The following is a 667-nucleotide window of genomic DNA, read 5'->3' as shown; positions in this document are numbered from 1 at the left end:
GCCCATCACCGCCCCCGCTCGGTTGAGGTTGGCAGGCCGGCAACCTCATGGCGCAACACCTTCAATTCGCTGATGCTGGCTTCCAGCGGGGCGAACAGATGATCTGGCAGACAATGGGCATAGCGCTTCTTGGCGTCCGCGATCTTGCCCTCCATGTCGGGGATGAGGCGGGACAGATCGCGGTGTGCATCCACTTCATACCACGGCTTCACCTTCTGCTGGAAGGCATCCCCCGCCCCACTGCTGGCAGGCGCGCTCTCCCCCTCCGATGGGGAGGAAAGGGCGGCGTGAAGGTCGGTGCGCAGGCCGACGTCATAGACCGCGCTGCTGTCCTTCAACCGGATCAGCCGCAACTCTTCTTGGCAGCGCTCCAGAAGCGATCTCACCCCATCCAAAGCAGGCGCGGGAGGGGTGGCGCGGACCATGTTGATCTGCGCATCGCAGCTAAGGCACCCTTCGCGGACGGTCCCATTGCCGATTGTCCACCCGGTATCGTTGCACCGTTTGCACTTCACCGCCTCCTGATCGGCCGCAGGGGGTGATGAAAGGGCTGGTATGTGGTCATTCATAGCGGCGGCAAAACTGCGACCGGCCTTTTGTGCCTCCCACCCAGCGATGAAGGCATTTTCGACCGCCTCCCGCCCATTGCCCGCAGGCTCTACCGATG

1 protein-coding gene is annotated in these 667 nt (G+C 63.3%); it reads right to left on the bottom strand.

Going from position 1 to position 667, the window contains the following annotated elements:
- Positions 1–5: 5 nt before the first annotated feature.
- On the bottom strand, positions 6–667 hold a 662-nt coding region (locus K7W03_RS27590; protein ID WP_222888152.1), incomplete at its 5' end, for a hypothetical protein.

It is taken from the genome of Sphingobium sp. PNB, assembly GCF_019873065.1.
GTDB classification, from domain to species: Bacteria; Pseudomonadota; Alphaproteobacteria; order Sphingomonadales; family Sphingomonadaceae; genus Sphingobium; species Sphingobium fuliginis.
This window is presented reverse-complemented; position numbering and strand designations above follow the sequence as displayed.